The organism is Desulfosporosinus youngiae DSM 17734 (assembly GCF_000244895.1).
In the GTDB taxonomy this organism is placed as follows: Bacteria; Bacillota; Desulfitobacteriia; order Desulfitobacteriales; family Desulfitobacteriaceae; genus Desulfosporosinus; species Desulfosporosinus youngiae.
The window spans coordinates 4,551,300-4,573,490 of the sequence record NZ_CM001441.1 but is presented as its reverse complement, the minus strand read 5'-3'; the positions used below and the strand labels follow the sequence as shown (position 1 = coordinate 4,573,490).

Here is a 22,191-nt window from a genome sequence, read left to right as displayed (position 1 = left end):
GATGGGTGGTTAAATGAATGAAGGTTAAAATTTTAAACGGAAAATTAGCTAAGGTTCTTGGCGGACTGGGGGCAGCGCTGGGCCTCTTGATCGTTTTGACTCCATTTCATCTTGCTCCCGTTTGTCAAGGTTTACTGGAATTAAACACAGGGAAGATGGTCCACATGCGCTGTCATTATACAGGTCAAGGGGAGATATTCTTCGGCATAATCATTGTTTTGGTCTCTCTAATCTTCCTGTTCAACCAATCCCTTCCTGCTCAGAAAAGTTTGGGCGGGGTTCTGATGATTTTGGGTTTAGGCGTGATTATTCTGCCCACCAATCAGGGGATCGGAGTTTGTATGAGCCCGATGGAATGCCATGCCACCGCTAAAGTGCTCTGTGTCTTGGGTGGCTTGACCATAATCGTTGGCTTGGCTGCGGTTTTCCAGGAAAAGATCCCTGGTTCGACTTCGAAGAACATTTAGGATGGATAAACAAAGGAGGTTGGATAATTTGCGGGGGTTGGTCGCCGAAAAATTAAGCAAAGTTTTAGGGCTTAATATGGTTGTTATTGGTTTGGTGATTGGCTTTGCCCTTTTTGCAGCCTATGCTATTCCGCTGCCGGAAGGGGCGGAGGCTGAAGGGCAAGCAGGATACCTTACCTTCCAATCAACCTGCACAGCCTGTCATGATGCGGATACTGTGCAGAATTATCAGGGTTCTTCTTCTTGGCCGGAAATTATTGATTTGATGAAGGGCTATGGGGCGTTCATGAAAGAGAAAGAGGAAGAAGAGATCCTTCACTATTTAGAGGAAGCTTACCCCAGATGAAGTGGAGTTCTAAGGAGGAATGGGGGAATAAACGATGAGTCTTTTTGATGAAGAAGGGGATAAGGAAGGGTTTGCGGTTTTGGCACTGGGAATATGGGCGGCCATAACGCTGGCCTTCATGATCGCCAGGAGTTGGACAGCCGGAAACGCTTATTGGATCGTAATTTTTATGGGGTTGATTTGCTTTGCAGCCGCCTTTTCCGTTTATACATGGAGAGTTTTGATTTTGGATCGCAAAGGGGGTATGGAAAATGGAGAACAATCCTAAAGGGGAACTATCAAGACGCAAATTCCTGGGAATCATGACAGGGGTGCCCTTGGTTTTAAGTGTGGGAGTTCCGGCAGTCGCGGTAGGGAAAATGATCAGCCCCCCCGGGGCTCTAAAGCCCCTTCCTCCGAAAATGGCGATTTTCAAGGAAGGGGAACTGTCGGAGAAGCCCAAAGAAATCGTCTATGATGGTCTTCCGGCTATGATTTTCAAAAAGGGCAATGAATATAGAGCCTTTTCCAGGGTCTGCACCCATCTTGGCTGTACTGTAATGTGGAATGAAGCAGAGAAACGCTTTGAATGCCCTTGTCATGGCGGAATATTCGATGAAGACGGGAATGTTCTGGAAGGGCCGCCGCCGAAGCCTTTAACCCGTTTGAAGGCCTGGGTGGAAGAGGGGTATGTCATGGTACAAGAGGAGGTTGTTTAGCGTGGCGCTTGAGCCTAAAGAGGTCGGGGTAAAAGACATGCTTAAAGAAATCGCTGAACATCCTGTCCCTAAGCATGCCCGTAGTTTCATATTCTGTTTTGGCGGGATTGCGTTTTTGTTGTTTTTGGTTCAGGTTGTTACGGGCATCGTGCTGGCCTTTTATTACAAGCCGACCATGGAAGGGGCCTATCAGAGCGTGATGTTTATCAATAATGAGGTTTTTATGGGCAAGGCTTTGCGTTCGGTTCATAACATTGCGGCCAACCTGATGCTGGTTATGGTAGTTTTGCATTTTTTGCGGGTTGTTTTTACCGGCGCCTACAAGCCGCCCCGTCAGTTCAATTGGGTAGTAGGCGTATTCCTGCTGCTTTTGGTGATTATGTTTTGTTTCACGGGTTATCTCTTGCCTATGGATCAAGTAGGCTACTGGGCGGCAATTATCGGCACCAAGATCTTGGGGTCAATTCCTGTCGTCGGTGATCAGCTTTTACTGTTGGGACAGGCCGGAAGCAAGGTTACGGATTATACGCTGATACGGTTTTTTATTATCCATATCGTGATCCTGCCGGTCATTACCATCGGCTTGCTGATTGTTCATTTTTTAATGATCCGTAAACAGGGAATTTCCGGTCCACTGTAGGAGGTGATGAGGAATGGATATCAATAAAAAAGAATTGGATAAGGATGCGGTACCGTTTTTTCCCAACCATTTAACCACTGAAGTCAGCGTGGCCCTTGGTATCTTTGGCGTTGTTCTTTTTCTGGCCGGAGTAATTCCCAAGGATCTGGGTCCCCCGGCCAATCCCGTCATGACCCCGACTCATATTGAACCGGATTGGTATTTTATGTGGCTTTTTGGCCTGTTAAAGATTGTCCCTCAGCTTTTGGGGTTGCTGATTCCGGCGCTGCTGGTTATCGGGGTTATCTTATTGCCATGGCTGGACAGAAGCACATCCCGCAGGCCTGAAGAGAGGCCATGGGTGATTTGGGGAGCAGAAATCGTACTGATCCTCATGGTGGTTTTGACTTATATTGCCCTGCATGTGTAGTTATGGATTAGAATTTGGACCGGTAGGGGGGTGAATCAATGACGGGAAAAGAGCGGAATAATCCATCCTTTCACTTGCTTTCATTTTTTTGCATCTGGCTGGGAATGGGTTTTTTGGTAGGAATAACAGGGAGTGTCATCGCTGCGCCGAATTATGCTTTGCCGGATGAGCGGGAAGCTGAGCTGGTCTATGCGGCCGGCTTGCAGCCCCAGAAGTCTGCAGACACCCCAAGAGGCGATCCCGGCGCTGCCGCTGGTGAAACTTCCAAACGAGGAGAGCTTTTTTTGCAAAAGGGCTGTACTCAGTGTCATGAAGTGAGTTATTACGGAATAGCCGGTGGTGTGACAGGGCCTGATCTTACCAAGGCCTATGGGGATGTGCCGGATCGTTTTGGGAAGACTCTTGCGGAGTTTTTACAGGAACCGGAAGGAACAATGGCGGAAATGTTCGCCAGAATGGATATTAGCGATGAGGAAAAGGCTCAGGTTCTCGAGTTATTAACTGAAGCGGGCGGAGAGGCTGCCCGGCAATCCGACAGTGAAGAGCAAAAGAAGGACGACACTAGGGATAGCTCAGAGTGAAGAGTGATATCCGCGATAGAGTAATGCAAATGGACAGGGAGGTTTTTAGCAAGTGGAAAAAGGACTATTTAAAAAAATTGCATTGTCCCTGGCGGGGCTGTTGGTGGGCTTGATACTAGCCGTTTTCTTATCGTCTCAGCTTAATCCCAAAGCGGAAGAGTCCGCTGCCATCGGTGGAAAAAAGATATCCGTAGACGGGGTGCCGGATGATGTGGTGCAAGCGGCTTTAAAGACCTATGTGCCGCCCGGCCAGTTGGATGAGTATTATATGTTTGCCTCAGGCGGTCATTCCGGCAGTGTCTTTGTTTATGGGGTACCCTCCATGCGGCGCATCAGAACCATTCCTGTATTTACCCCCGAGTCCGCTGTAGGGTACGGCTGGACCACGGAATCCAAGGAAATGCTGGGAAAATGGAGCTGGGGGGATGTTCATCACCCTGCTTTAAGTGAGACAGGCGGCGACTATGACGGGCGCTGGCTCTTTGTCAATGATAATGCCAACAGCAGGGCGGCCCGCATTGATCTGGATTCTTTCAAAACCAGCCAGATTTTAGATATTCCCAATATTTACGGGCCCCACAGCGCTGTGTTTATGACACCGAACTCCGAATACTTTATGCTGGGTTCCCGCTTCGCCGGACCGATACCTTACGGGACCTATTCCCCCATTGAGAATTTATCGAAAGATTACAACTGCGTCTTGGCGGCGGTAGCGATTGATCCCAATGAAGGTGAGATGAGTGTGGGGTGGGAAGTGCTCATGCCCCCCTGGTCCTTTGATTTATCAGATGCCGGCAAGCTGGACAGCGAAGGCTGGGCCTTCCTGACAACCTATAATACCGAAGAAGCTTATGAACTGCTGGAGGTCAATGCTTCTCAGCGGGAGATGGACTACGTGGTCGCTGTCAACTGGAAATTGCTTGAGCAAGCCGCCAAGGACGGCAAATATGAAATGGTTGATGGAGCCAAAATGATCAATCCCCTTGATGTTCCCGGTTCCATCTATTTGATCCCGGCGATGAAGAGCCCCCATGGCGTCGATGTAACCCCGGATGGCAAATATATCGTGGCCAACGGCAAAGTTGCTCCGGTAGCTACCGTATTCAGCTTTGAGAAATTTAAGGAATGTATTGAAAACAAAGACTTCCAGGGCGAAGAGCGGGGCTTCCCGATTGTCAATTATGAGAAAGTAAGAGTGACTGAAGTGCCGGTGGGCTTAGGGCCCTTGCATACCCAATTTGATGGCAACGGCTATGCCTATACTACTTTGTTTATTGACAGTACTATTGCTAAATGGAGTCTGGATACCTTTGAAGTCGTTGATATTACCCCGGTTCATTATTGCCCGGGTCACTTGTGTGCCGCCGAGGGGGATACCGTCGATCCCGACGGCAAGTATTTGGTCTCCCTGAATAAGCTGGCCAAGGACAAATTCTTGTCCGTTGGGCCATCTCATCCGGAAAGTGCCCAGCTGATCGATCTGACAACAGATAAAATGAAAATCTTGATGGATGTTCCCACAGACCCCGAGCCTCATTTTGCCCAGATGATCAAAGCGGATAAAATCACGACCTGGGAAGTATTTGACAAGGATCCCAACCGGCCGGGGGCTGTTTATGAAAAGGAAAACGCCCGCGTCGAACGGGACGGCAATCAGGTCACGGTCTATCAGATGGGCTTCCGCAGCCGTTATTACCCGGATCATGTGGAGGTCAATGAAGGAGATCATGTGACCTGGTATTTAACCAATACGGATTTCGATGAAGATATTACCCATGGCTTCGGAATTTGCATGTATGACCTTAATGCGGAAGCACAACCGGGTGAAACCATAAAATTTGAATTTGTTGCGGATAAGGCGGGAGTTTATCCCTTCTATTGCACTAACTTCTGCTCGGCTCTTCACCAGGAAATGCAGGGGTGGTTTATTGTAAAACCCAAAGACCTCTAAAGCTCGGCATAGCGTTAGCACGAAACTCGACGGGAGGGATCCCGGTTCAGGGATCCCTCCCCCCCTAATGGCGGGGAAGGTGGTATTTAATGATGAATATTATGAAGAAACTTCTCAAGGGAAATCTCAATAGCATAGGCAGAATCATGTTCGGCGCAGCGGGTTTAGTTCTTTTGGCTTCTCTCTTCTTGCCTTGGTGGCATTTGGATTTGGTGGCCCCTCAATATCCGGAAGGCTTGTCTGTGATTGTCTATGCGGACAAACTGGACGGACGGATTGACATTATCAATAATATCAATCACTATATCGGCATGAAGTGGATTAGTGAAGAGGACTTCCCTGAATTTCAGGTTATTCCCATTGCAGCCTATGTCATCATTGGCCTGGCTGTTATTACGGCTTTGGTGAAGAAAAGGTGGCTGGCTTGGCTTAGCGCCGGTTTGGCATCTGTGGGCGGTATGATTGGAGTATACGATTTGTGGCGCTGGCTGCGGGATTATGGGACCCAACTGGATCCCAGGGCGGCCATAAAGATAGATCCTTTCACCCCTCCGATTATCGGCACAAACAAGCTTGCGAATTTCATTACGCATACAGGCTTCAATTCAGGCGGATATTTGCTGGGGCTGAGCATTATCCTTATGCTGCTGGCCGCTTGGAGGTTTAAGGAACATGAAAAGCAAAAGGAATAAGCGATGCTTTTGGCTGAGTTTGTTTTTTTTTCTATGGGTTATCCCGTGGACAGTTCAAGCCGCCACCCTGGAGGTTCAGGGCGGCGGCTCGGCGGAGAGTATTCAATCCGCTCTGGAAAGGGCTGTTCCCGGGGATAGTATCAATGTCCGCAGCGGTACTTACCTGGGAAGAATTGTGATCGATAAGGCTGTGTCCCTGATAGGAATCGGTGCCCCGGTTCTCGATGGGGGAGGGGAAGGAGATGTGGTCAGCATTAGGGCTGATGGGGTGACGGTGAAAGGATTCCAGATCATAGGGAGCGGTAAAAAGTTACAGGCCTCCGATGCGGGGATAAAAATTCATTCGGCTTACAATGTTATTGAAGAGAATAAGTTAGCGAATAATCTCTTTGGGATATATCTGCTGAAGTCTCCCCATAATAGGATCCGCAATAATACGATTGCCGGGAGACCCGCTAAAAGCAAGCTGAAAGAGTCGGAAAAAGAAGCCGGAGAGGCCGGAAAGGATGGTACCTATGCTATACTGCCGCTTTTTGAAGGGGAAAGCGGCGACGGGATTCACCTTTTTGCGGCATCCAATAATTTGATCGAGAATAATAAGATTACGGATACCAGAGATGGCATTTACTTCAACTATGCCCATGACAATCGTCTTTTGCATAACACCATTGAGGGGGTGCGCTATGCCATTCACTATATGTATTCCGATGATAATTATTTTGAAGGGAATATTGCTACGAATAATGTGGCAGGGGCGGCTCCCATGTATTCCAAAAGAATAACCTTCCGGCAGAATGTCTTTGCCTATAACCGTGGTCATCGCTCCTTCGGAGTACTGTTCTCCAGCTGCAACGACTGCCTGGCAGAAGAGAATATTATTTTCGGCAATACCAGGGGGGTTCTTTTTGATGTCTCCTATCACAATACCTTTCGCAATAATTTAGTGGCCGCTAATGATATTGGCATTGATCTGATTTCCAGTTCGGGGTTTAATACGTTAGTGAAGAATAATTTCATGGATAATATGGAGCAAATTGCCTTTCGGGCAGGGAGAATCGGGGAAGGGAATGTGTTCTATGCTGAAGGGACAGGAAATTACTGGAATGACTATAGAGGATTTGATCTGGATCAGAACGGCATAGGGGATACTCCCTATCTCACCGGGAATATTTTCACTTATTTAATGAATAAAATGCCCGCTGTGCGTCTTTTTTTGAACAGTCCCGCTGCTACAGCGTTGGAGTTTGCCGAAAACATGTTTCCGGTTATAGAAATTCCTAAAGCCGAAGATTTGTATCCTTTGATTGAGCCAGTGGAGATTGAGAGGACGACACAGTTTCAAGTCGAGGAGAATCAGGTTTCCAATAAGATCTTTGGTGTCTATTCTTTGCTGATGCTCCTCGTTGCCGGGATAATAATCGGCCGAGCGTTGGGGACGAGTTCTTATGGTGTTAAACTGAGGGAAGATTTTCTGAGAGGAGGCCGAAAATGAAGCGCAGGATGATGGCTCTGGTGATAGGGCTGTGTTTCTCTCTTCTGGGATGTTCGGCGGGAGAAACTGACAGGACTCCCCGGGAGATTGATCCGACAATCGATGTTTGTCCTGTATGCAGGATGACTGTCATTGATGAGCGCTTTGCGGCACAGACAATCGATAGTCAAGGACAAGTTGAAATTTTTGATGATATAGGATGCCTGTCTATTTTTATGCGCAGATTAGAAGCAGGGAAAAAAAACGGCATAGCCGCCGCTTATGTAAAAGATTTCGAGAGCGTGGAGTGGCTCAGCGCTCAGGAGGCCTTTTATGTACAAGGTCGGATCGATACCCCTATGAGTTTTGGAATCGTAGCCTTTGCGGACGAAGAGACGGCCCGGAAATTTGCCGAAGAGGCAGGGGGAAGACAAATGACCTGGGAGCAGGTGCTGACAGAGCAATTAACCATCGGCTTGGATATTGAGTTCAATCAGGAAGAATTCAATGTGCAAAACCGGGATGCAGAGGAGACTCGGGAAGAGGGTGGGAATTAGATGCAGCGGATCAATGTAGTTACCATAGCAGAAAAGGAACTCTTGGAATCCATACGCAGCAAATGGCTGGGAACATTTACCGTTGTTTTCGCTTTAATTGCCCTGGTGGTTTCCTTTTTTGGCTTGTCCAGTCTTGGGATCGGAGGGCAGCAGGGATTTAACCGAGTTACGGCCAGCCTTTTAAATCTGGTGCTGTATTTGCTGCCCCTGATTGCGCTGGTGATGGGTTCGGCGACAGTAGCCGGCGAAAAAGAGACCGGCTCCCTTCATGTGCTTCTCACTCAGCCGATTAATAAAGCTGAGGTAATTATCGGCAAGTTCGGTGGTTTGGCTTTGGCTTTAATTGCCTCGATTTTAGTTGGTTTTGGGGGGGCGGGGGTCGTAATAGCCTGGAAAACAGGGGCAATCAACATTATGGATTATCTTATGTTTGTGCTCTTATCCATGATACTGGCCCTGGTATTTCTCAGTATAGCCATACTCATTTCTGTCATTGTGTCACGAAGAGCTCAGGGCATTGGTCTGGGGATTTTTATTTGGTTTTTAATGATTTTAGTTTACGATTTTTTAGCCATAGGGGTGGCGGGATTGTCGAATGTATCCATCATCATACCCTTATTGCTGCTGCTTCTGCTTGCCAATCCCGCGGATATGGTGCGTGTATTGGTCATCTTACAGCTTGGCGGTGAAGAAACCTTTGGTCCCACGTTGGTCGCTTTGACGAGGATGTTCACTCAAGGGTCGGGGGAATTTTTATTATATGGGGCCCTTTTGTTGTGGATGATCATCCCGCTTTTGCTTGCGGCCATCCTCTTTGGCCGCAAGCAGGATTATTAGGAGGGGACCCTATGGAAGCAATGAATACGTTGGAAGTGAAACAGGCCCAGAAGTTTTATGGTCAGTTTCAAGCAGTTAAGGATATTGACTTAACTATCGCAAAAGGGGAAATCTATGCCTTGTTAGGGCATAATGGGGCTGGAAAATCAACATTAATAAAAATGATTTTGGGGTTAGTCAAACCTTCAGCGGGAACGATCGTAATTGAGGGATTGAATTATGATGCCAAAAATAAAGAGATTAAGAAAAAGGTGGGTTATTTGCCGGAGAGAATGAATTTCTATGATAATTTAACGGCTTGGGAGACGATAGGGTTTTACGCCAAATTAAAAGGGATAATGAAGAAACGATGTGAAGAGGTGCTGGAACAAGTTGGCTTAAAGGAAGCGGGACACCGAAGGGTGGGGGCTTTTTCCAAAGGAATGCAGCAAAGACTGGGCTTGGCCCAGGCGATTATCCACAAGCCTGATTTGCTTGTACTGGACGAACCGACAACCGGACTGGATCCCATTGGCATCCTGGAATTAAAAGAAATGATCCGGAACTGGAACAAGGAGGGGACAACTATATTATTTTCCTCTCATAATCTTAATGATGTCGAAGAACTGGCCCAGCAGATTGGCATTATGAATCGCGGGGAAATTATTGCTCAAGGCAGCTTGGCGGAATTACAGGATAGGTTAGGGTTGCCAACGAAAATTGAAATAGACCTTGCTGTGATTCCGGTCGATTTAGAGAAGATACTCGCGGTAAAACGAATTGAAACGTTTCTGGTTGAAGGAAGGACTATAAGTATTGATTGTCCAAAAGCTAAAAAGGCACAAGTCATAGCGGCTGTAATGGATGGAGTGCTGAAAGTACTTGACCTTCGCTTGGCAGAACCGGGACTGAATAGTATTTATCAGAGTATCATGGAAAAACCGGCTGTCTTATAGAATTAAGGAAAAACTTAGGTTGGCTTGATATCATTACCTGAAGATTATATACTGAGTGAACGAACTTTTAGTACAGTTAGGAAAAGATTGTTCAAATGCCAGGTGTTCAAATGCAGGTTCAAATGCCAAATGTGTTAGAATTGTGCAACTTTACAAAAGCATAATTACCATGTATACTACTTGAGAAACTATTAGGACCCGCTGACTCGGCTAAACGAAGTCTCCAACGTTCACCTGGGCAGTAGGGAATTATAAAAATTGGAGGAAAACTGTCATGATGACACCTGAGAGAAAACAAGAGATTATTTTAAAGCACGCCCAACACGAAGGGGACACTGGGTCTCCGGAAGTGCAAATTGCGCTTCTCACTGAGCGGATTACGTATTTAACAGAGCATTTTAAGACGCATAAGAAAGACCACCATTCCCGTCGTGGACTTTTAAAAATGGTTGGTTCGAGACGTGCGTTATTAACCTATCTGAAAAATGTCGATTTCGATCGTTATCGTAATATCATTGGTGTACTTGGGTTGCGGAAATAATCCTTATCCTAAAGGAGAAAGAAGGGGCTGCCTCAAAATGATGTCTAAGGACATTCATGAAAAGGACAGCTCCTTTTTACATTTTCGATTATTATTCCTTATTTAGTTTTATTTCTGCAAATTGCAGGAAATAATAAGAATATGTCGAAGAGGAAACAAGTTAAAAAGGATTTGAATAGATTTAAGGAGGTTCCATTGTGAAACAGGAAATACTTGAAAAGTCGCTCTCGGTTGGCGGAAGAACTATGACCTTCCAGACCGGGAAACTTGGTAAGCAAGCGGGAGGTGCGGTTTTTCTCCGCTATGGAGATACAGTAGTAACTGCATTTGCGACCTGCAGTGCTGCAGCTCGGGAGGGTATTGATTTTTTTCCCTTGACCGTTGAATTTGAAGAGCGAATGTATGCCGCAGGGAAAATCCCAGGAGGATTTATTAAACGTGAAGGAAGAGCGAGTGAGAAGGCTACCTTATCAGCACGTTTAATTGACCGCCCCATTCGCCCCTTATTTCCACAAGGCTTTCGCAATGAAGTCCAGGTAGTAGCAACCGTTATGTCGGTTGATCAAGATTCTGCAACAGACATCACAGCTATAAATGCTGCATCGGCGGCATTAACCATATCGAACATTCCCTTCGAAGGTCCTATCGCGGCAGTGACGGTTGGACTTGTAGAAGATGAATACATCATTAATCCTACCATAGAACAGGCTGCAAAAAGCGAAATGCTTCTCACAGTAGCAGGAACACAGGATGCGGTTATGATGGTAGAAGCAAGTGCTCATGAAGTACCAGAGGATAGAATATTAGAAGCGATTATGTTCGGGCATGAAGAAATCAAGAAAATTGCTAAGTTCATTCAAGACTATCGCGAGGAAGCAGTTCAAATGGGCCTTGCCAAAGAAAAACTTGAAGTGGTGATTGCTGGGAACCCGGAAACTATTGTTGAGGCGGTTAAGGCCTATGCCTACGAAAAATTAGATAAGGCCGTCCGTGTCGAAGAGAAAAAAGCACGGGAGAGTGCTATCGATGAGGTTAAAACTGAAACCTTGAGCCACTTTGCAGAAGAGTTCCCGGATGATACAAAAGTCATAAAAAACGTCCTGGAAGATATTGTGCATCAGATTGTGCGTAAATTGATCACACACGAGCAGATCAGGCCGGATGGTCGGGCAGTGGATGAAGTTCGCCCAATTACCGTCGAAGTTGGAATTCTGCCCCGCACACATGGGACAGGCTTGTTTACCCGTGGTCAAACCCAGGTCATGACGGTCACGACTCTAGGCGCTGCCAGAGATGAACAGATTTTAGATGGTTTGGGTCTGGAAAGGTCGAAACGATATATACATCATTACAATTTCCCTCCCTACAGTGTTGGAGAAACCCGGCCTATGCGAGGACCGGGACGCAGAGAAATTGGTCATGGTGCTTTAGCGGAGCGTGCTTTACTCCCTGTGCTTCCAGACGAAAATGACTTTCCTTATACCATTCGCTTAGTTTCAGAGGTCTTGGAATCCAATGGGTCTAGTTCAATGGCCTCGGTTTGCGGCAGCACTCTTTCCTTAATGGATGCAGGGGTACCCATTTCGGCACCTGTAGCAGGTATCGCCATGGGTCTCATTAAAGAAGAGGATCAAATTGCAATTCTTACGGATATCCAGGGTATGGAAGATCACTTTGGAGATATGGATTTCAAAGTGGCTGGAACCAGCAAAGGGGTAACTGCTTTGCAGATGGATATTAAAATCATGGGTGTTTCCAGAGAAATCCTATTAAGAGCTTTAACTCAAGCTAAGGCGGGACGGCTCTTTATCTTAGATAAAATGTTGGCTGTTATGGATAAACCACGTCCGCAGCTTTCTATCTATGCGCCAAGAATAATCACCATGACGATTCATCCGGATAAGATTCGGGATGTCATTGGACCCGGCGGAAAAACCATCAAGAAGATTGTTGAGGAAACAGATGTTAAAATCGATATAGAGGATGATGGCCGTGTCTTCATATCGTCTGTCGGTGGTGAAGGCGGAGATAAGGCCATGAAAATTATTCAGGCCTTAACTCAGGAAGTAGAAGTCGGTAAAATCTATCAGGGTAAAGTAACCAGGGTCATGGATTTCGGAGCTTTTGTAGAAGTTATACCAGGAGTTTTAGGCCTTACCGGTAAAGAAGGGCTTGTTCATATTTCGCAGCTGGCTCACGAGCGCGTCGAAAAAGTTGAAGACATTGTTAAAGTTGGGGATGAGATTACGGTTAAAGCAACTGCTATCGACAAACAAGGCAGGTTAAATCTATCTCGTAAGGAAGCTATGCCACGTAAAGAGAACCCAACCATTCCGAAATCTTGACGACTTTAACCAAATAATCCATGATGATCAGTCTGTGAGTCCTCCTCTCCGCATAAATTTTAAGGAAGGGGGGACGCATATGTTCATTAATTTAAAAATCTCGCGGCGAATGCTCTCGTTTGGCGGGATTTTCTTTCTCTTATTTGCTGGAATTGCAGCACAGCGTTGGGTTGCCACATCCAATACGCCAGTCTCTAAGCCAATTGAGCAAGTTAAGACGAATCAGAAAATCATGGCGTTAACGATTAATGTGGATTGGGGAGAAGAATATATACCACCAATCTTAGACGAATTGGCCAGGAACAAAGCAGCGGTTACTTTTTTTGTTACAGGGCGTTGGGCTAAGAAAAACCCGGACTTATTAAAGGAAATAGCTGGCAAGGGTCACCAAATCGAAAACCATGGATATTCTCATCCACACCCTGATCAACTGTCCGTAGGAGCTAACCGGGAAGAAATCAAAAAAACAGAAAGTATTATCGAGGGAATCATCGGCAAGAAAACCCACCTGTATGCTCCGCCTTATGGGGAGAAGGGTGTGTCCGGATTACGAGCTGCTGATGAGCTAGGCTATAAGACGATTCTCTGGACCTTAGATACGGTAGACTGGCGTCCGGACAGTACGCCGGAAATTATTACAAAACGTATCGTCAATCCAGCGGTACGATTTGGAATTAAGCCGAATAAGTCTGGTGCCATCGTCTTAATGCATCCCAAAGCAAATACAGTCAAAGCTTTGCCGACAATTCTCGAACAACTGACAAGAGAGGGATATATTTTCCAGACGCTTGATGAGCTAATAACATCTGAACAGAGCGGAGATACTACCTCATGATAAATTAAAAGTTGAGGTGGTTAAATGACTCGGTTAAAGTGCTCGCGGACTTGGTGCTGCGTTATTCTTTGTGTTATTAGCATAAACTTAGTACTGGTGAACCCTGTATATAGTGCTCCAGCGACAAAGCCCATAGATAAACAGGCAGCTACACCGGCAGGTCCTTCAGGAGTCACCGCTAATGCCGCAGTGCTGATGGACGTGGCAACAGGGGATATTCTTTTTAATAGACAGGCTCATAAACGCCGTCCTCCAGCCAGTACCACAAAAATTATGACTGCAATCTTGGGCTTTGAGTTAGGCCGCCCAGATGAAGTCGTTACTGTAAGTGAAAAAGCGGCAGCTGTTGGAGAGTCAACCATACATCTTGATCCAGGAGAAAAAATTACTCTTTATGAACTAATTACAGGAGCCTTGGTCCGCTCTGGCAATGACGCATGTGTTGCGATCGCGGAACATATTGCCGGAAGTGAAGAGCAGTTTGTTAAATTTATGAATCGTAAAGCCTTGACACTTGGTGCCCAAAATACGAATTTTGTCAATACGAATGGCTTACCGCGTCAGGAACATTACTCTACAGCCTACGACTTAGCCGTAATGGCACGATATGGTTTGCAGATTCCCCAATTTCAATCAATAACCCGGCAAAAGGAAACCGAAATTCATTTTATTGAGCCCGACGTCTTCATGGATGTCAGGAACACGAATAAGTTGCTTTGGAACTATCCTTATGCAGATGGAATAAAGACAGGTACGACGACCGCTGCAGGCAAATGCCTGGTGGCTTCCGCAACTAAAGAAGGACGTCAACTATTAGTTGTTGTTCTCAATGCACCTGATCGCTTTGGGGATGCTAAGAAACTTTTAGAGTGGGGCTTCGAAAACACAGAGACTGTTCGCCTGGCTGATGTCGGACAGGTTATTGCTGAATTTCCGCATGTTAATAAACCAGTCAAAGTCCTAACAACAGATCCCCTCGATGTCAGCCTTCCAAAGGCTGACCGGGAAAAACTATTAACCCGTATCGAATGGGAGAAATCAACGGATCTTCCCATTCAAGCCGGAGAACGACTAGGTCGTTTTGAGGTTTGGTTGGGAGAAGAAAAGATAAATAGCATTCCTTTAATCAGTGAAAATGAAGTTAAAGAAAAGTCGTTCCTTAAGAGGTTTATTTCCTTTCATTAGAGGAAGTAAGAGGGAGTGAATTTATTGTATAAAAAGACGCTGCTTCCTAACGGAGTTAGGATTATTACAGAAGAACTCGACCATGTTCGTTCGGCCGCCATAGGAATATGGGTGGGAGCCGGGTCTCGGGATGAACGTGAAGGATTTGAGGGGATTTCTCACTTTATCGAGCACATGTTTTTCAAAGGAACGGAACATCGAAGCGCTCGTGTTTTAGCAGAGTCACTTGAGGCGGTTGGCGGTCAGTTGAATGCGTTCACGACCAAGGAATATACTTGCTATTATGCTAAAATACTTGATGAGGACTTGGATCTTGCCATTGATGTTCTAAGTGATATGTTTTTCAGTTCCCTTTTTGATGAAAAGGAAATTGAAAAAGAAAAGAATGTTGTCATAGAAGAGATTAAAATGTATGAAGATTCTCCGGACGAGTTAATCCATGATGTCTTTTCAGAACGTGTATGGAATGATCATCCCCTTGGCAAGCCAATATTAGGAACAGAAGAGAGTATCAGAGCTCTGAGGCGGGATAAAATCATGCATTTTCTGACCGAGCATTATGCACCTGATAATGTTGTGATTTCTGTCGCCGGCAAGATAAAGCATGATGATGTTGTGGCAAAGCTTTCCCCACACTTTGGCACCTTTAAGCGGGGAGGGCGAAGGGTACTTGAGGAAACGCCTAACGGCCATACCATTGAATATTATCAGAAGAAAGATACAGAACAGATGCATATCATCTTGGGAGTACCTGGGCTGGGTCAAGATGATGAGGATATCTATGCTATGCACATATTTAATAATATTCTAGGGGGTGGACTGAGCTCTCGTTTGTTTCAAGAGATCCGGGAACAGCGCGGATTAGCTTACTCTGTCTATTCTTATCATTCAACCTACGTTGACACCGGGTTATTTGCGATCTATGCGGGAACGAGCCCGAAAAACACTCAGGAAGTTATCGTATGTATTCTCGAAGAATTGATGGAGATGAAGAAAAAGGGAATCAGCCTTGAAGAATTGACAAGAACAAAAGCTCAAATTAAAGGCGGGTTATATCTGGGCTTGGAAGCAGTAAGCAGTCGGATGAGTCGTCTGGGTAAGACAGAACTGACCTACAATCGTGTGCTTTCGCCGGAGGAAGTCGTAGAGAAACTAGAAAACGTAACTCAAGAGGATGTTTTGCGCTTGATTGGGCGCCTTTGGCAAAAGGATAAAATCAGCATTATGACCTTAGGGCCTGCTGGTCATGAAGTGGTATTATCTGATTTGTTAAAGCAAACAGGATGGGAGTAAATCGTGGTTTGAGGATCATCGTTCGAATATCTGGGTTTAGTTTTGCAGTCTTAGATCCGATAGTCGATATTCGTGGTACGGATAGAATATCGACTATCTAACCACGAACATTGAGTTTGGGGGGACCTTAAGTGTCAGACTCTATAAGGGTAAAAATTAAAAAGGTAAGGGACCAGTCATTGGCTCTTCCTGCCTATGCAACAGCTGCCTCAGCAGGGGTTGATCTCTGTGCTGATTTAGTAGACTCATTAACCGTAAATCCTGGAGAGAATGTTAAGATTCCAACGGGTCTGGCCATTGAACTTCCGGGTCCGCATGTAGTAGCCCTTGTCTTTGCCCGCAGTGGTCTGGCCAGCCGTTACGGAATTGGGCTGACAAATGGTGTAGGAGTGATCGATTCCGATTATCGAGGGGAAATTCAGGTACTGCTCCAAAATCTTGGCCCAAAAGCTATTATAGTAAATCCCGGAGACCGAATAGCTCAATTAGTATTCATGCCGATTTTTAAGGCGGTCTTTGAAGAGGTCGCGGAACTTGGAGAAACTGCTAGGGGAACAGGTGGATTTGGCTCAACGGGGGTTTAAAGTATTGGCTGGCAGTTAACTCGATGATTAGTATGGTGAGTTGACTTATTTCAACCATATAAAGGATCTTCAAACAGAAGGGTATAAAATCCTTCTGTGTTTTTGTTCTAAGCAAATTTGTCTTATCATAAACTCCCCATAAGGAGGAGTGAAAATGCAAGCCCTTGGGGTGACACTTCTGGTTATGGGTATTATTGTATCTGTTCGCGAACGAAAATATCGGTTGATGTGGCGGACATCTCAGCCTTCATCTAATATTCTTGCTGCGGCCTTAAGCCAATTGGTGGGTACCGCAGGGGGGATTTACCTTTCTCTGGAACTCTTGTTTTCCTTTTTAAAGATACCGGAAGATTGGTGGAATAACTCGGTATTTTTTGTTGAGCCATTAGCCGTTATTTCTTTATTATTGGCGATTTTACAACCATTTGTTTTAAAGGCATGGATAAGACTGCGGAAGTGAGTAGGGAGAGGATTAGATGCTTTTAAGTGATCTTGGCGGAAAAGAAATCATTAATCTCTTTGATGGAGCAAAACTGGGATTGGTTGGGGATGCAGATCTTGATATTTCTGCGAACGGATCTGTTGAAGCGATTATTCTAACTTCCCGAGGCGGTTTTTCGGGCTTTTGGGGTTCTAAAGGGGATCGTGAACGTGACCATCTCGTAATTCCATGGCAAACCGTTAAAAAAGTAGGGTCTGAGGTCATTATTATTGATTTGCAGAATAGAACCGATAGAATACGTTGAAAATTCAATTTGACAGAGGACGGGATACCCAATAAAATGAATGGAAAAGCTTTAACCCCGGATTGCGTTTTAGCAACGGGGTTTTTGACTTATCATCGCAGGAGGGGTTTCGTTGAAGAAAATTCGTGTTTTCGTCGCTGGAGCTAGTGGGAAGATGGGTCAAGAAGTGATCCGTTCGATTTTAAGAGAAGATGATCTCCTTTTAGTGGGAGCTTCAGATACTCGGCATCAGGGTATGGATGTTGGGTTTGTTGTTGGTGCTCCGAGAGTTGGAATCGATATTACGGGTCCATTGGGGCTTGAATTTTTACGTTCTTCGCGAGCTGATGTCTTAGTTGATTTTACGAATCCCCAATCGGTTTTTAATAACGCCAAGATTGCTATTATGGCTGGAGTGGTTCCGGTGATCGGGACAACAGGCTTAGATGAAGCTGAAATAGCTGAAATTCGTACCCTTGTAGAAAAACAAAACGTAGGTGCTTTTTTGGCACCAAATTTTTCGATCGGGGCAATCTTGATGATGCGTTTTGCCGGAGAAGCCGCAAAATATTTTCCGAATGTTGATATCATCGAAATGCATCATGATCAAAAGCTGGATGCTCCGTCAGGAACTGCCTTAAAAACGGCGGAAGGAATTTTAGAAGTCCGTCAACCCATGATCCAAGGACATCCGAACGAATACGAAAAAATCCCAGGTGCCCGTGGCGCCGACCTTGGAGGAATTCATATTCACTCTGTACGTTTACCCGGTCTGATTGCTCACCAGGAAGTTTTATTCGGTGGGCTGGGTCAGGCGCTGACGATCAGACATGACGCTTTTTCCAGAGAGACCTATATGCCTGGGGTGATTCTGGGTATACGAAAAGCCGCGGAACTGACGGAACTGGTAATAGGGCTTGAGAATTTCCTCGATTAAATAATTTTGAGCGTAACCGGAGCCTGCATACCCTCATATAATGGATAGTAGTCAATTGGACACTGTCTCAAAGGGGGCATAAAAATGAGTGCGGGTTTGAAAGGAATGCGTTTGGCTGTAATCGGGGGAGATGATCGGGAACTGTATTTAATTCCCGAGCTTCAAAAACAGGGAGCCTACATAGTCGGGGTCGGATTTGAAAAGGCTTCTCCCATTTCGGGAATGACGCTTGTGCCATCCCTGGAACACGCTGTTGGCCAAGTGGATGTGTTGCTTTTTCCGTTGTTCGGCACGGATGAACGTGGGGAGGTCAAAGCAAAATACTCGGATTCACCTATTATCTTAAACAAGAAGGTCCTGGAAGCTATTCCAGCCCACGTACCATTGTTCATTGGCTTCGCGCGGTCAGCGCTGAAGTCAGAAGCAGATAATCTGGGAATCCAATTGGTAGAAACTGCAAAGTTAAATGAACTTGCTATCCTTAATTCTATACCTTCGGCAGAAGGAGCTATTCAAATGGCCATGGAGGCCACGACGATCACAATTCACGGCAGCAATAGTTTTGTTCTTGGTTTAGGTCGTTGCGGTTGGACTCTGGCCCGTATGTTACAAGGAATTGGAGCCCGGGTAACTGGTGTGGCCCGTAAGCCTTCCGATTTGGCACGTGCGGTCGAAATGGGACTTCAGGCAGTCGATTTTGCTGAGCTTAAAGATGAGATTGGTCACGCTGAAATCATCTTTAACACAGTTCCTGATTTGATCCTGAATCCCATGATGTTAGACAATGTCGCGCGGGATGCTGTTATTGTTGATTTAGCGTCCAGACCTGGAGGCACGGATTTTGAGTATGCCCGGAGTCTGGGTATCAAAGCGCTGTTAGCTCCAGGACTCCCCGGCACTGTAGCTCCAAAGACAGCCGGACGAATTCTAGCTCATATTTACCCGCAACTTATTCTTCGTCACTTGACCACAGTGAACGCTACTTGTAAAGTGGAGGTGTAAAGGGATGAAGTTTGCAGGGTTGAAAATTGGGTTTGCTATTACAGGATCACACTGTACGATACATGAGGTTACCCGGGTTATGAAACTGTTGGTGGATGAAGGTGCTGAATTGACACCAATTATCTCTTATTCCGTAGAGAGAATGGATACGCGATTTGGTAAAGCTGAGGATTGGAAAAATCAATTTAAGGAAATTACCCATAAAGAGATAATTCATACGATTCAGGGAGCGGAGCCAATTGGACCTACTAAAATGTTTGATTGTGTCGTGATTGCTCCATGTACCGGAAATACGTTGGCAAAACTCGCTAACGGAATTACGGATACTCCGGTGCTCATGGCTGTAAAATCTCATCTTCGAAATCAAAAACCGGTAGTTTTAGCAATTTCCAGCAATGATGGTTTGGGATTAAATGCTCGAAATATTGGAACCTTACTCATCACAAAAAATATTTACTTGGTGCCGTTTGGGCAAGATAATCCGGAAGCTAAAGCGAATTCTTTAGTAGCACATATGGATAAAATACCGGATACCATTCTCATGGCTTATGCTGGAAAACAGATTCAACCGATATTAGTAGATTATTTGGCAAAATGATCTTTGTTTAGCAGCACAAGGTGCCTTGCTCATACAGTAAGGCACCCCCTACCTAGTTTTTGATTCCAGATAAATAGTATTAAGGAGGAACATAAGTAATGTCAAATGTAGCAATTGTTGGAGCCACAGGTGCAGTAGGACAAGAATTTCTTAAAATTCTGGAAGAGCGTAAGTTTCCGGTGAGTGAACTGAGGTTATTGGCGTCGAAGCGTTCTGCGGGAAAACGTATTACCTGGCAGGGTCAAGAACTTGAGGTTCAGGAGACGACCCACGAGAGTTTTAAAGGAATAGACATTGCCCTCTTTGCCGGCGGATCGGCGAGTACAGAATATGCACGTTCTGCTGTAGACAGCGGAGCGGTGGTAATTGATAATAGCAGCGCTTTCCGACTTGATCCGGAAGTGCCTCTTGTCGTACCTGAAGTTAATCCTGAAGATGTAAAGTGGCATAAAGGAATTATTGCCAACCCTAATTGTTCGACGATCATTATGGTAGTGGCACTTAAGCCAATTTATGATCTGGCGGGAATCCGCCGTGTGGTAGTTTCTACTTATCAAGCTGTTTCTGGAGCCGGGCGGGAAGGGATTGAAGAATTAGGCGAACAAGTTAAGGCCTGGTCTCAGGGGGGGGAGCTAATACCTGGCGTCTTTCCTCATCAAATTGCTTTTAACCTTGTTCCTCGGATTGATGTATTTCAAGAAGGCGACTATACCAAAGAAGAGTGGAAAATGGTTAAAGAGACTCAGAAGATTTTTCATGTACCGAGTATGGCCATTACTGCCACAACAGTTCGAGTACCTGTTTTCCGAAGTCATTCGGAATCCATTAATGTGGAGACGGATAGGCCAGTCAGTATTTCAGAAGTACGGGAGGCCTTAAGCAAAGCTCCTGGAGTCATAGTGATCGATGATCCAGGTAAGGATCAATACCCCATGCCATGGTTTAGCTCGGATAAAGACGAAGTCTATGTGGGACGTTTGCGTAAAGACTTCTCTATTGCCCAGGGATTGAACATGTGGGTGGTTGGGGATCAAATCCGTAAAGGTGCAGCTACAAACGCTGTGCAAATAGCAGAACTGCTACTTTAATCGTGGTTCGGGATTTTGAGTGCGGTTAAGGACTATGATTAAGATGAGGCCCAAGCGAAGTACGTATTTATACAAATTGAGTTAGGAAGCTAAGGCCCGAAGTTGGTTGATCAAAGATTGAGTATTGTATCGTATGATGATCAAGGATTGAAGTGAACGATAAAACTTAGAGATTAGAAGTTTGAGTTCGAGGTTCGAACCACGAACCTCGAACCATGAAAAGGGGGGTAAGGGAATTGAGAGTTCTAGTACAGAAGTTTGGCGGTACCTCCCTGGCTACAGAAGAGCGGCGAACTCAGGTGGTTTCCAAAGTTTCAGAGGCCGTTCAAGAGGGATATTCGCCAGTTATTGTGGTTTCAGCTATCGGGCGTTCTGGAGACCCTTACGCGACGGACACCTTTTTAAATATGGTCAAAGGAATACATCCGGATTTACCCAAACGCGAGTTGGATCTTCTCATGAGTTGTGGGGAAGTGATCTCAGGAACCGTCTTGGTAAGCACCTTAAATAGCCTTGGTTTCAAAGCGGTCCTCTTAACAGGCGGGCAAGCAGGAATTATTACGAATGATGATTTTGGAGATGCACGAATTATCCGAGTAGAGCCCGGACGCATTTTAGAGCCATTGGCTGAAGGTAATGTGGTTGTCGTGACAGGATTCCAGGGAGTTACCGAAGGCGGTCAAATTACAACCCTTGGACGGGGAGGAAGCGATACCACTGCTTCGGCATTAGGGGTTGCCCTTGAGGCAGAATCTATCGATATCTATACCGATGTGGAAGGGATCATGACGGCAGATCCCAGGATTGTAGACAATGCACGAATTTTAGATACGGTTACCTATAACGAAATATGTCAATTGGCTTATCAAGGGGCCAAAGTCATACATCCACGTGCTGTGGAAATAGCAATGCAGCGGAATATCCCGCTGAGAATAAAATCAACGTTTTCTACTGCTCCAGGGACCTTGGTTACCAACATACATCCCGATCGGGAAGTAGGAACAGATATTACTAATGACCGAATCATTGCGGGAATTGCTCATACACCAAATGTTACGCAATTACGGATTTTAACGACAGATCCTACGAATAAACAGCTTACAGACAAGCGGATTTTCAAAGCAATGGCTTTAGCAGATATAAGTGTCGATTTTATCAGTGTGCAACCAGAGGCAGTGCTTTATACGATTTCAGATGAGGTTGCAGCAAAAGCAGTGAAAATATTACAGAATATGGACTTTGAACCAGAGGTTGTACCCAGTTGTGCAAAAGTATCCATAGTAGGAGCTGGAATAGCTGGTGTTCCAGGGGTTATGGCAGATATGGTTGAAGCGCTCTCAGATGCCGGGGTGACTATCCTGCAATCGGCCGACTCGCATACTACCATTTGGGTATTAGTTCATCAAGGTGACATGGTGACTGCAGTACAAGCTTTACACAAGAAGTTCAAGTTAGATATATAGGGGTAATCTGG

General features: G+C 45.6%; 26 protein-coding genes. All 26 read left to right on the top strand.

The annotated features are described in order from the left end of the window. The first annotated feature begins 17 nt into the window (after positions 1-17). The 26 genes from DESYODRAFT_RS21125 (at position 18) to dapG (ending at position 22,180) form a co-directional block, all read left to right on the top strand. On the top strand, positions 18-467 hold the full coding sequence (locus tag DESYODRAFT_RS21125; protein ID WP_007786214.1) for a DUF4418 family protein: 450 nt from the start codon (positions 18-20) through the stop codon (positions 465-467). Positions 468-495: 28 nt separating this feature from the next. Then, the gene (locus DESYODRAFT_RS21120) at positions 496-813 is read left to right on the top strand and encodes a hypothetical protein (RefSeq protein ID WP_007786212.1); all 318 of its coding nucleotides are present in this window, start codon (positions 496-498) and stop codon (positions 811-813) included. 34 nt (positions 814-847) lie between these two features. After that, on the top strand, positions 848-1,081 hold the full coding sequence (locus tag DESYODRAFT_RS21115) for a hypothetical protein (RefSeq protein ID WP_007786211.1): 234 nt from the start codon (positions 848-850) through the stop codon (positions 1,079-1,081). Further along, positions 1,065-1,511, top strand: coding sequence for a QcrA and Rieske domain-containing protein (locus DESYODRAFT_RS21110; RefSeq protein WP_007786209.1), 447 nt, complete (start codon positions 1,065-1,067; stop codon positions 1,509-1,511). The genes DESYODRAFT_RS21115 and DESYODRAFT_RS21110 overlap by 17 nt, the downstream gene beginning before the upstream one ends. Next, the gene (locus tag DESYODRAFT_RS21105; protein ID WP_207636349.1) at positions 1,483-2,151 is read left to right on the top strand and encodes a cytochrome b N-terminal domain-containing protein; all 669 of its coding nucleotides are present in this window, start codon (positions 1,483-1,485) and stop codon (positions 2,149-2,151) included. Before DESYODRAFT_RS21110 ends, DESYODRAFT_RS21105 begins: the two co-directional genes overlap by 29 nt. A gap of 13 nt (positions 2,152-2,164) precedes the next feature. After that, positions 2,165-2,560 carry a cytochrome b family protein gene (locus DESYODRAFT_RS21100; RefSeq protein WP_007786207.1) on the top strand — a complete coding sequence of 132 codons (396 nt, stop codon included), beginning with the start codon at positions 2,165-2,167 and terminating at the stop codon, positions 2,558-2,560. Positions 2,561-2,598: 38 nt separating this feature from the next. Continuing rightward, positions 2,599-3,141 carry a hypothetical protein gene (locus tag DESYODRAFT_RS21095; RefSeq protein ID WP_007786206.1) on the top strand — a complete coding sequence of 181 codons (543 nt, stop codon included), beginning with the start codon at positions 2,599-2,601 and terminating at the stop codon, positions 3,139-3,141. A 52-nt stretch (positions 3,142-3,193) separates the two neighbouring features. Continuing rightward, complete coding sequence (gene nosZ / locus DESYODRAFT_RS21090) at positions 3,194-5,092, top strand: Sec-dependent nitrous-oxide reductase (protein ID WP_007786205.1); 1,899 nt, start codon at positions 3,194-3,196, stop codon at positions 5,090-5,092. A 92-nt stretch (positions 5,093-5,184) separates the two neighbouring features. Continuing rightward, positions 5,185-5,784: a DUF202 domain-containing protein gene (locus DESYODRAFT_RS21085; protein ID WP_042339965.1), complete on the top strand. Its 600-nt coding sequence runs from the start codon at positions 5,185-5,187 to the stop codon at positions 5,782-5,784. Then, positions 5,765-7,276 (top strand): NosD domain-containing protein, encoded by a 1,512-nt coding sequence (locus tag DESYODRAFT_RS21080; protein WP_007786201.1) that lies wholly within the window; start codon positions 5,765-5,767, stop codon positions 7,274-7,276. The genes DESYODRAFT_RS21085 and DESYODRAFT_RS21080 overlap by 20 nt, the downstream gene beginning before the upstream one ends. Further along, positions 7,273-7,812, top strand: a complete 540-nt coding sequence (locus DESYODRAFT_RS21075; RefSeq protein WP_007786199.1) for a nitrous oxide reductase accessory protein NosL — start codon at positions 7,273-7,275, stop codon at positions 7,810-7,812. Before DESYODRAFT_RS21080 ends, DESYODRAFT_RS21075 begins: the two co-directional genes overlap by 4 nt. After that, positions 7,813-8,649, top strand: coding sequence for an ABC transporter permease (locus tag DESYODRAFT_RS21070; RefSeq protein WP_007786197.1), 837 nt, complete (start codon positions 7,813-7,815; stop codon positions 8,647-8,649). It begins immediately after the preceding gene. Positions 8,650-8,660: 11 nt separating this feature from the next. Next, positions 8,661-9,584, top strand: a complete 924-nt coding sequence (locus tag DESYODRAFT_RS21065) for an ABC transporter ATP-binding protein (RefSeq protein WP_007786196.1) — start codon at positions 8,661-8,663, stop codon at positions 9,582-9,584. 274 nt (positions 9,585-9,858) lie between these two features. Further along, a complete protein-coding gene (gene rpsO / locus DESYODRAFT_RS21060) occupies positions 9,859-10,125 on the top strand; it encodes a 30S ribosomal protein S15 (RefSeq protein WP_007786194.1) in 267 nt (88 codons plus the stop codon). A gap of 197 nt (positions 10,126-10,322) precedes the next feature. Continuing rightward, the gene (locus DESYODRAFT_RS21055) at positions 10,323-12,470 is read left to right on the top strand and encodes a polyribonucleotide nucleotidyltransferase (protein ID WP_007786193.1); all 2,148 of its coding nucleotides are present in this window, start codon (positions 10,323-10,325) and stop codon (positions 12,468-12,470) included. A gap of 79 nt (positions 12,471-12,549) precedes the next feature. After that, entirely contained in the window at positions 12,550-13,305 is a 756-nt protein-coding gene (locus tag DESYODRAFT_RS21050) for a polysaccharide deacetylase family protein (protein WP_007786191.1), read from the top strand. 24 nt (positions 13,306-13,329) lie between these two features. Further along, positions 13,330-14,490, top strand: a complete 1,161-nt coding sequence (locus tag DESYODRAFT_RS21045) for a D-alanyl-D-alanine carboxypeptidase family protein (protein WP_007786189.1) — start codon at positions 13,330-13,332, stop codon at positions 14,488-14,490. A 24-nt stretch (positions 14,491-14,514) separates the two neighbouring features. After that, the gene (locus DESYODRAFT_RS21040) at positions 14,515-15,783 is read left to right on the top strand and encodes a M16 family metallopeptidase (RefSeq protein ID WP_007786187.1); all 1,269 of its coding nucleotides are present in this window, start codon (positions 14,515-14,517) and stop codon (positions 15,781-15,783) included. A gap of 131 nt (positions 15,784-15,914) precedes the next feature. Further along, entirely contained in the window at positions 15,915-16,367 is a 453-nt protein-coding gene (dut, locus tag DESYODRAFT_RS21035; protein ID WP_007786185.1) for a dUTP diphosphatase, read from the top strand. Positions 16,368-16,521: 154 nt separating this feature from the next. After that, a complete protein-coding gene (locus tag DESYODRAFT_RS21030; protein ID WP_007786183.1) occupies positions 16,522-16,827 on the top strand; it encodes a hypothetical protein in 306 nt (101 codons plus the stop codon). Between the two features lie 16 nt (positions 16,828-16,843). Then, positions 16,844-17,113 (top strand): YlmC/YmxH family sporulation protein, encoded by a 270-nt coding sequence (locus DESYODRAFT_RS21025; protein ID WP_007786182.1) that lies wholly within the window; start codon positions 16,844-16,846, stop codon positions 17,111-17,113. 112 nt (positions 17,114-17,225) lie between these two features. Further along, entirely contained in the window at positions 17,226-18,029 is an 804-nt protein-coding gene (gene dapB, locus DESYODRAFT_RS21020) for a 4-hydroxy-tetrahydrodipicolinate reductase (protein ID WP_007786180.1), read from the top strand. Between the two features lie 84 nt (positions 18,030-18,113). Beyond that, complete coding sequence (gene dpsA, locus DESYODRAFT_RS21015) at positions 18,114-19,031, top strand: dipicolinate synthase subunit DpsA (RefSeq protein ID WP_007786178.1); 918 nt, start codon at positions 18,114-18,116, stop codon at positions 19,029-19,031. A 4-nt stretch (positions 19,032-19,035) separates the two neighbouring features. After that, the gene (locus DESYODRAFT_RS21010) at positions 19,036-19,629 is read left to right on the top strand and encodes a dipicolinate synthase subunit B (RefSeq protein WP_007786177.1); all 594 of its coding nucleotides are present in this window, start codon (positions 19,036-19,038) and stop codon (positions 19,627-19,629) included. A gap of 98 nt (positions 19,630-19,727) precedes the next feature. Continuing rightward, positions 19,728-20,717: an aspartate-semialdehyde dehydrogenase gene (locus tag DESYODRAFT_RS21005; RefSeq protein ID WP_007786176.1), complete on the top strand. Its 990-nt coding sequence runs from the start codon at positions 19,728-19,730 to the stop codon at positions 20,715-20,717. 236 nt (positions 20,718-20,953) lie between these two features. Further along, the gene (gene dapG / locus DESYODRAFT_RS21000; RefSeq protein ID WP_007786174.1) at positions 20,954-22,180 is read left to right on the top strand and encodes an aspartate kinase; all 1,227 of its coding nucleotides are present in this window, start codon (positions 20,954-20,956) and stop codon (positions 22,178-22,180) included. Positions 22,181-22,191 lie beyond the last annotated feature (11 nt).